The sequence below is a fragment of the Aquabacterium sp. UBA2148 genome (assembly GCF_002328915.1).
GTDB classification, from domain to species: domain Bacteria; phylum Pseudomonadota; class Gammaproteobacteria; order Burkholderiales; family Burkholderiaceae_C; genus Aquabacterium; species Aquabacterium parvum.
Window position 1 is genome coordinate 14,790 of sequence record NZ_DCXA01000258.1, and the last position, 1,299, is coordinate 16,088.

Sequence of the window (1,299 nt, forward strand, 5' to 3'; positions counted from 1 at the left end):
CTCGCCACGGTACTCGCGCAAGCCGTGCAGCATGGGCGCCAGCGGGCAACCCACCGACGTGGCCAAAGCCAAAGCAGCCAGGGCATTCGAGGCGTTGTGGCGACCGCGGATGCGCAGCGCATCGGCCGGCATCAGGCGCTGCAGCACGATCTCGTGCTGTTCGCCCTTGGCCAGCTTGAGCGTGGGGTCGGCCTCGCGGGCGCGCACCAGCCAGGCCATGCCCGACTCGACCACCAGGCCGAAGTCACCGGGTGCGCGCGGGGCGTCCAGGCCAAAGCGAACGACGTTGCGATGCACGACCTTGGCTGGCCGCCCGCGCACGCCCGACTTGATCACCTCGGGCGGCGGTACCATGGCCTCGGCCAGCGGCTCGTCGCGGTTGATGACCATCACGCCGGTCTTGCCGTGGATGCGGGATTTGGCCTCGGCGTAAGCAGCCATGCTGCCGTGCCAGTCCAGGTGGTCCTGGCTGATGTTGAGCACCACCGCCGCGTCAGGGTGGAAGTTGCTGACGCCATCGAGCTGGAAGCTGGAGAGCTCGAGCACCCAGGCGTCGGGTAAGACCTCGAACACCGGTGCGGCAGGCGGTGGCGGGGTCAGCTCGATGGGCGCTGCATCCGCATCGTCGCTCAGCGCGACGGGGGCCTGCGGCTCGGTGGCGTCCGCTTCGGCGGGCGCATCGACTTCGGCGTTTGCGACGCTCACGCCGTCCAGGTTGGCAGCCAGCGCCGTTTCGGGCAAGGCCACTTCTGAGCGGGCTGCTTCACCCGCCTCGGGCAGCACGTCGCCAGGCTCGGTCACCGCATCGTTTGACACGCCGACCTCTTCGGGCAGCACGGCATCGGCTTCACCGGGGGCGGCCTGCGCCTCGGCGCCTTCTGGCGCGGCCAGCCGAGTGGGCTCTTGCTCCAGTGCGGTCCGCAGGGTGTCCAGCAGCGTCGGGCCGATGTTGCCGGCCAGGCCCACGCGCAGGCCGGCACGCTCGATGAGCTTGGCTGTCAGCGAGGTGGTGGTCGTCTTTCCATTGGTGCCGGTGATGGCCACCACCTTGGGCGCATAGCCCAGGTCCACCTTGAGGTCGGCCAGGGCCGAGGCGAACAGCGAGAGCTCGCCGCGCACCGAGATGCTCAGCTCGTCTGCTCGGGCCAGGATGGGCGCCACCTCGGGCGAGGCAGGCATCAGGCCCGGGCTCTTGAACAGCAGGTTCACGCCTTCGAGCAGCGATGGATCCAGGCCCTGATGCAGCGTGGCGCCCGGCACGTCGGCGGCCAGCGTGGCGGCCTGCGGCGGGTTGGCCCG

Annotated in this window: 1 protein-coding gene; it reads right to left on the reverse strand. The window is 70.3% G+C overall.

What is annotated here, in order from left to right; translation table 11 throughout:
- Positions 1-1,179 (reverse strand): Mur ligase family protein (locus B2W70_RS14435; RefSeq protein WP_414631072.1); only part of this gene is annotated, 1,179 nt, incomplete at its 3' end.
- Between the last annotated feature and the right edge of the window lie 120 nt (positions 1,180-1,299).